The organism is uncultured Meiothermus sp., from assembly GCF_937863175.1.
Lineage (GTDB): Bacteria > Deinococcota > Deinococci > Deinococcales > Thermaceae > Meiothermus.
Map to the genome: position 1 here is coordinate 1 of NZ_CALMCQ010000328.1, position 7644 is coordinate 7644.

The 7644-nt window shown below is 58.8% G+C and carries 8 protein-coding genes and 1 pseudogene; all 9 read right to left on the bottom strand.

All coding sequences use genetic code 11. The annotated features are described in order from the left end of the window. The coding region (locus Q0288_RS12395; protein ID WP_299430866.1) for a divergent PAP2 family protein at positions 1-348 on the bottom strand (348 nt) is incomplete at its 3' end. 281 nt (positions 349-629) lie between these two features. After that, positions 630-1478 (bottom strand): bifunctional methylenetetrahydrofolate dehydrogenase/methenyltetrahydrofolate cyclohydrolase, encoded by an 849-nt coding sequence (locus tag Q0288_RS12400; RefSeq protein ID WP_299430868.1) that lies wholly within the window; start codon positions 1476-1478, stop codon positions 630-632. Between the two features lie 47 nt (positions 1479-1525). Continuing rightward, positions 1526-1987: a transcription antitermination factor NusB gene (gene nusB, locus Q0288_RS12405; RefSeq protein WP_299430870.1), complete on the bottom strand. Its 462-nt coding sequence runs from the start codon at positions 1985-1987 to the stop codon at positions 1526-1528. Beyond that, positions 1977-2312 (bottom strand): Asp23/Gls24 family envelope stress response protein, encoded by a 336-nt coding sequence (locus tag Q0288_RS12410; RefSeq protein ID WP_299430872.1) that lies wholly within the window; start codon positions 2310-2312, stop codon positions 1977-1979. Before Q0288_RS12410 ends, nusB begins: the two co-directional genes overlap by 11 nt. Positions 2313-2447: 135 nt before the next feature. Then, positions 2448-3518 (bottom strand): branched-chain amino acid ABC transporter permease, encoded by a 1071-nt coding sequence (locus Q0288_RS12415; protein ID WP_299430874.1) that lies wholly within the window; start codon positions 3516-3518, stop codon positions 2448-2450. A 160-nt stretch (positions 3519-3678) separates the two neighbouring features. Beyond that, on the bottom strand, positions 3679-5589 hold the full coding sequence (locus Q0288_RS12420; RefSeq protein ID WP_299430876.1) for an AMP-binding protein: 1911 nt from the start codon (positions 5587-5589) through the stop codon (positions 3679-3681). Positions 5590-5671: 82 nt separating this feature from the next. Continuing rightward, a complete protein-coding gene (locus Q0288_RS12425) occupies positions 5672-6427 on the bottom strand; it encodes an ABC transporter ATP-binding protein (RefSeq protein WP_299430878.1) in 756 nt (251 codons plus the stop codon). Between the two features lie 135 nt (positions 6428-6562). Further along, on the bottom strand, positions 6563-7348 hold the full coding sequence (locus Q0288_RS12430) for an ABC transporter ATP-binding protein (protein WP_299430880.1): 786 nt from the start codon (positions 7346-7348) through the stop codon (positions 6563-6565). A gap of 12 nt (positions 7349-7360) precedes the next feature. Then, positions 7361-7644, bottom strand: a pseudogene (locus tag Q0288_RS12435) (branched-chain amino acid ABC transporter permease); the annotation flags it as partial.

The window sequence follows — 7644 nt, forward strand, 5'->3', positions numbered from 1 at the left end:
TTGGGGGCCCTGTTGCACCACAGCCCGAAACTCCTCGAATAGATCGTTGAGGCGCTCGGCATGCAGTCCGGCGGCTCGGCGAATGCCGGTAGCGTCATACATCACGATGATCGCCAGCACCACCGCTATGGCGAAGTAAGCACTGCCCCAGCCCTCAGTAATGCCCACCCCGGTTGCCAGAGCCGCAACTGTTGCCGAGTGGGATGAGGGCATTCCACCGGTCTCGGCCAGGCGTTCCCACTGCCAGCGGCGCTCGACCAGATAGTAAATGAAAAGTTTCAGAAGCTGTGCACAAACACTGGCCAGAATGGCCGTCCAGAGCACCTGATTGGAAAGCAGTTCGGTCACTGCGCACTATTCTACCCTTATTGCGGCTGGCTTGTATTTTTCGCTCACTGCAAATGGCGGATCTCGGTGGTTCCAAAGCAGGTTTGTCCTGAGGCGGTTTTCCAATGGATCGCATCCCATCTTGCTTTGAAAAACGTCTCTTGGTTCCGTGAATAGGTGCACCTTCTTTCGCAACCCCACAACGAGCTCGACCTACGGTGGGGTACTGCGTCCGTAACCATGCGGTTTTGCGGGTTTGACCCGCTCAAGATGGCGCAGTTTAGCCCCGTTTGCAACCTGCACTAGCTCCGGCGACGCATAGCGGCTACGACCGTGTTGTGCAAAAGCATCGCCACGGTCATAGGGCCTACGCCACCCGGAACCGGCGTTAGCGCCGCAGCGACTCCAGTAACCTCGGGAACTACGTCTCCCACCAAGATGTCGCGGCCTTTTTGGTTTTGACCCACCCGGTTGATGCCCACATCTACCACCACTGCTCCGGGGCGCACCATTTCGGGAGTAATCAGTCCTGCTTTGCCCACGGCGGCTACCAGCACATCCGCTCGGCGGCAGACAGCCGCTAAACCCTGGGTGCGGGAGTGGGCCAGGGTTACGGTAGCGTTTTCCCGCAGCATCATAGCAGCCAGCGGTTTGCCTACCAGGTTGCTGCGACCCACAATCACCACTTCTTTGCCCGAAAGCGGAGTCTGGTAGTGCTTCAGGATGCGCATCACCCCTGCGGGGGTGCAGGACTCGAGTGCTTCTAAGCCCATCCACAAACGCCCCGCGTTGGCGGGGGTCAGACCATCCACATCCTTTAGAGGGCTAATGGCTTCCAGCACGGTATTGAAGTCTACCTGTTTGGGCACCGGCGACTGCACCAGGATGCCATCCACCTCGGGGTCGGCATTCAGCATGGCTATATGGGCCAGCAGTTCATTCTGGGGGGTGTTTTCGGGAAACACGTCCACCTGGCTGGACAGACCCAGTTTCCTGGCCTGGCGGTCTTTAAGCCGTACATACGAAACCGAGGCGGGGTCTTCCCCCAGCCGCACCACCCGCAGGTGGGGCACATAGGGCAGCTGGGCCAGGCGGGTCTTGAGTTCTTGGTAAACCTCTTCGGCAACAGGGGGGCCAGCAAGTTCAAGCATCGTGACCTCAAAATGGTGAAGACGAGGACGGTGGGGGCTCGAGGCTATTATTTCTCGATCTTGGCGATAGCCTGCAATTCACCCGCCTCGATGCGCTTGAGTAACCGGGCCAACACCCCATTGACAAAGCGCCCCGAGTCCTCGCCCCCATAGCGCTTGGCAATTTTGACCGCCACCTCGATCAAGGGTGCATGAGGGGTGGGTTCAAACAGCATCTCGTAGGCCACCAACCGCAAAACCGCCAGGTCAGTCTTGGCCATCTGGCCAAAACTCCAACCCTCGATGGTCGCACCCAGAATTTGGTCTATGGCTTCTTGCTGGGTTTGATAGCCCTGCACCAGGCGTTGGGCAAACAAGAGCCCTTCGGTATCGAGCACATCAGCATCCTGGTCAATTTCGCCGGGTTCGACATCCTGGGTAGCGTGCTGCCAGGCAGCCTCGAGCGAGACCCTACCCACCGCATGCTCAAAAAGCACTTTGAAGGCCAGCTCACGAGCCTTACGCCGCATTAGGCTCCTTATATTCCACCGCAACCACCGTGACGTTAACGACTTTTACCTTCAGTCCAGTAGAGGCTATAAGCACTTCAGCCACGGTCTTCTGGGCCTCCTTGGCAGCCTCCATTACTGGTTTACCATAGTCCACGCTCACGTTTATATCCACCATCAAACTATCGCCTTCGCGCTCGAGACGTACCGGACGCGACCTGCGCCCGGAAAGCACATCCCCCACACTCCTGGCCCCTGGCTGCACCAGCCGAAGCCCTTTTTGTCCTTCGAGGGCCAGCACCACCAGGCTGACCAGCGCCGATTCGGAGAGGTCATAGTCCACCATGTCCGTAGTTTACAGCTTCTGCCAGGCCCAAAGACAAAAACCAGGGTCAAAACCACCACAAGGTATCCCGCACACCCGAAATCCCGCTGTGCCCGCCCTGCTGACAGCTATCTGCTAAAGGCCATTGACAGGGTCTCAGTAAGGCAACGGCCATGTCCGGAAGTAATCCCGAATACGACCCCACAAACCCACCAGTCCCCTTGGCTCCAGAATCAGGAACATAAGAATCAGGCCGCCAAAGACCACACTCCGCCAGGCCGAAAGCTGGGCTACATACTGCGGCCCGAAGGCAGCGGCTAGAACGCTCAAGACTTCAGGGATCAGCACAATAAAAAAAGCTCCAAATACCGCGCCCAATACGGTTCCGGCCCCACCTACAATTACCAGTGCCAGGTACTGGATGCTGAAAAAGAGCACGAAATTCTCCGGCGTAACCACGCCAATCAAGTGAATAAGAATTCCACCAGCTATGCCCGCATAGAAGGCTGAAAGAGCAAAGGCGGTGAGTTTCGAGCGCATCAGGTCTACGCCCGAGAGCTGGGCCGAAAGATCGTTGTCACGCACCGCAAACCAGCCCCGACCCGCCCTGGTCGAGAGCAGGCGCTTGGCGTAGAAAAACAACGGTATAGCAAAAGCCAGGCCCATATAGAAAATCACCCGATCATCGGTCAGCGGCAGACCCAGAAAGGTGTCCTCTGGGGGCAGCTTGCGACCAGCCACACCACCCGTAAACTCGGTCCAGCGACGGAAGATATAGTCGGCGAGGAACTGGAATGCCAGGGTGCCGATCGCCAGGTAGGCCCCCTTGATTCGCAGCGAGGAAATACCAAGAACCATGCCGATCATGGCCGCCACCAGACCGCCCATCAGAATACCCAGCGGCGCCAGGTCACCCGTCAAATGGCTGGAAACATAAGCTCCGACCCCCACGAAAGCAGCCTGGCCCAGCGATATCTGTCCTGCCCCGCCAACCAGCAGGTGCAGGCCCAGTCCAGCCAGAGCTGCTACCAGAATCTGTGTAGCCACAAACAGCGGATAAGAGGGTAAGACCAGGGGTAGCAGCAACAACGAAACAATTGCAACAGCGAGCCAGAAGCGTCCTTGCGGCGTGCTGGCATACGCTTCGTCCTGTTGGTAGTTTTCACGCACTGCGCGCGAAAAGCGACGGCTGAAGGCATCGGTGAGGTACTGGCTCAGGCGGTACACTCGACAACCTCCATAACGCTCCGCTGCAAGCAGGGCTGACTATTCCCATAAACCGAAGGTGCAGTCTGCACGGCCCTAAATACACCCCCGCTGGGAGAGCGGGTACGGGAAGTGCAGGGATCTCTCAGAATGAGGGTGCGGGGGCTGATTTCTGAGGCCATCATGCTTTCACCTCTTGTCCTGTACTGGTAGTTGGCCCAACATCCAGCACCCTAACCTCAGCTTCCAGCGTTCCCTGGCCTTCCAGATAGCGGATTGGAAGGCTGAGCTTAACCTCCGTGGAGCCATCGTAAAGGGCGTTGAGAAGGTTGGCGTAGCGAGACTCTACCGTGCCACGCTTGACTTTGCGGGTGCGGGTGATCTCCTCGTCATCGGCGTGGAGTTCTTTGGGCAAAATCGCAAAACGCCGTACTTTGAGTTCGTCGGGGAGGCTATCGCAGGCCATTTTTAGTTCCTGGGCTATCAGTTCATAGACCCTGGGGTTGGAGGTCAGGCTCTGGTAGGTTGAGAAGATAATTCCACGTTTGCGTGCCCAGTTCAGGATATTCTCGGGATCCAGTTCGATCAGGGTGGTGACATATGGCCGGGTATGCCCAATCACCACCGCCTCGCGGATGTAGGGTGAGTATTTGAGGCGGTTCTCGAGGAACTGTGGGGCAAAACGGGTTCCATCGGCCAGTGCCCCCACCTCCTTGAGGCGACCCAGCAATACCAGATGACCATTCTCGTTAAAGAAGCCGGCATCCCCGGTGCGGAACCAGCCATCCTGGGTAAAGGTCTCCCGGGTAGCGTCCTCGTTCTTGAAATAGCCGGTAAAAACCTGCCCACCCTTGATTTGAATTTCCCCATCTTCAGCAATACGCACCTGGGTATTGCGAAGGGGCTTGCCCACCGTCTCGGGCGGGGTATCGCCGGGCAGGTGGGCCACGCTGGTAGCCGCTGTCTCGGACTGGCCATAGACCTGGCGAATATCCACCCCCAGAGCGCGGAAAAACGTAAAGACCTCGGGGCCCAGTGGCGCCCCCCCGGTCGCGGCAATGCGACAGGCCGCGAGTCCCATGCGTGCTCTAATAGGACGGGCCACCATCGGGTAGGCCAGTGCCCTGGCCAGAGTCAGGCCAAAACCCACCGGCTCCTTGCGGAATTCGCGCTGCGCACAGTCCAGGAGGACACCCATCCCCCAGCGATAGAAAGCTTTTTTGAACCGGTCGGCATCCTCCATCCGGCTGCGTACAATGGCTGCCGCATCCTCCCACAACCGGGCGGGAGCCAGGTAGAAGTCGGGTTGAACCTCCTTCACATCCTCGCGCACGGTGATCATGTCTTCGGGGAAGTGCATCACCGTACCATCGGTCAGACCCCTCACCACGGTGAGCATCTGCTCGCCGATCCAGGGCAGGGGAAGATAGGAAAACACCCACTCCCCTCCACCAATGGTAATGGAGTCTCTTCCGGCTTCAGCTCCGGCAATCAGCTGGGTGTGGGTCAGCATAGCCAGTTTGCTACGGGCCGTGGTACCGGAGGTAGGCGCCAGCAGGGCGATGGTATCGGGCTTGATCCTGGCCTTGGAAGCCTCGACCGCCTGACGGCTCTGGGCAGACTCCCCCAGCGCAACCACACTGCTAAATGGCCGGATTCGCTCGCTCCAGTATTTGCTCATGCCGGCCTCTTCCCAGACCAGCACGAACTGCAACTTATCCAGATGGGGCAGGACCTTATCGAGCTGCTCCTCATCGGAGACCACAATTCCCTGGCATTCGGAGAACTCGAGGAAGTATCCCACCTCCTCCGGCATGGCATCGGCATAGATGCCCATCGGCATAGCGCCAATGGCCTGGGCTGCAATCTCAGCCTCTACCCACTCCGGGGCATTCTGACCCAGCAGGGCCAGCACATCCCCAGGCTGTAGTCCGAGTTGCAACAGCCCTCCCGCCAGTTGTTCAACGTTCTGTTTCAACCCTGCCCAGGAGGTAGTTTCCCATACCCCCAGACGCTTGACCCGCAAAGCAGGGGCATTGGGCTTGGTCTTGGCGTGATAGGCCAGATAGTCAATCAAGGTAGTTGGTGTCATTGGATGCCTCCAGGACTGGAGACCGGCGCAATACCCTTATTCCACCGTGCCTGGCCTCCGGATCTGGGTAGCGTTACTGCTCTCATGCACTCCTCCCCAGGTACGCCTCGGCCACGCGCTGGTTTTCCCGCACCCCGGAGGGCAGTCCGTGGTACAAGACCTCGCCATAAGACATCACCAGTACCCCAGTAGACAGCTCTAGCACAGCTTTCAGATCGTGTTCCACCAGCACCAGGGTGGTGTTCCATTCGCGCCTGGCATCCAGCAAGAAGCGGGCCAGGTCTTGTTTTTCTTCCAGGCTAAGGCCCGCCATCGGCTCATCCAGCAGCAAAAGCTGGGGCCGCCCGGCCAGTGCCCGGGCCACCTCCACCCGCTTCTGGAGTCCGTAGGGGAGTGCTCCTGCCGGGACGTGACGATAGGGCGCCAGGTGCAGATAGTCCAGCACCTCCTCGGCCTGACGACGGATTTTCCATTCGATTCGGGTCTGGGGTGTCAGGTCGGTATAGCCCCCGGTAGCCAGTTCGGCCCCGAGTTTAACGTTATCCAGTACGGTCATACCCCGGAACAGCTCGAGGTTCTGGAAGGTTCTTCCCAGCCCCTTCCGAACCCGCTGCTGGGGGGTCTGGCCGGCCAGGTCTTCTCCAAGGAAAACAACCTGGCCCTGCTGGGGACGGTACAGCCCCGACAAGACGTTGAGCAGGCTGGTCTTTCCAGCCCCATTGGGGCCAATGACCGCAAACAAGTCACCCTCAGCGACTTTGAAGTTCACATCTACCAGCGCCTTAACCCCCTTGAAGGAAAGGTACAGACCGCTGGCCTCGAGCAAGACCCTAGCCATGGTTCACCCCAGAAGCAGTCCTGCGATCCGGCACCGGACGCCTGCACCAGGTTACTGCAAACCATACCGGCCCCGGCCTGCCAGGCGCTGCTTGCGGTGGCAAAGCGCAGAGTCCACTGGTTTCACATTGCACAATCAGACCCATCGCTTCCTCCTGCGATAGCGCTTGGCCTCAGAAAAACCGCCCGCGATCGCGCCCCCCAGATAAAACTCCATCACATCTGCATCGGCCTGGGCTTCCTGAGCGGTGCCCTCGAAGACCACCCGGCCCTGCTCCAGCACATAAACCCGTTCGACAATGGCAAAAGCGGCCCTGGCATTCTGTTCAACCAGCACCAGGGTAAGTCCCTTATCCCGGCGTAACTCGTCCAGAACCCGCATCACCTCCTCGGTCAGCTTTGGCGAAAGCCCCAGGCTAGGCTCGTCCACAATCAGAATCTTGGGTTCGGTCAGGAGGGCCATGCCCAGTAGCAGCATCTGCTGTTCGCCACCCGAGAGGTAGCCACCTTGCTCAAAACGGCGCTCGTAGATGCGGGGAAAGCGGGTAAAGATTTCGTCGGTGATTTCTTTCTGGCGTTGCGAGGAAAGCTTCTGGGCTGCAGCCCGCAGGTTTTCCAAAACCGTCAGGTAGCGAAAAATGGGGCGGCCCTCCAGGATCGCGGTCAACCCCAGGGCTGCCACCTTCAGCGCTGGCAGGTGGCTGGTATTCTGGCCATTGATGTTAATTTTGCCGTCCAGAACTCGACCATCGTATTGAGGTAGCAGGCCCGAGATGGCCCGCACCAGGGTGCTTTTGCCGGCGCCGTTGGGACCCAGCAGAGCAATGGCCTCCCCGGTTCCGGCCCGCATGCTCACGCCCTGTAGCGCCAGAATGACCCCCCGGTAGACTACTTTCAGGTTTTCAACATTGATCTCAGCCATTCAGACTCCTAGCTAGACACGTTCTATGTGATGCTGTCCAAATAAGCCGTAAGGGCGGAAGAGAAGCACTAACAGCACGATCAAGAAAGGAATAGCCTGGGTGATGCCTGGTAAAACCGTCTCGAGGTAGAGCAGCGAGAATGCCTCGATCAGGCCAACAATCAGCCCCGCCACCACCGCTCCCGGCACCGAGTCGAATCCTCCCAGAATGGCAATGGGAAAGACGATCAGGCCCAGGATGATCAGGTGGTGTCCGGGGCCACCTCCTCCAGCCGCTCCAGCCAGAAAAGCGCCGC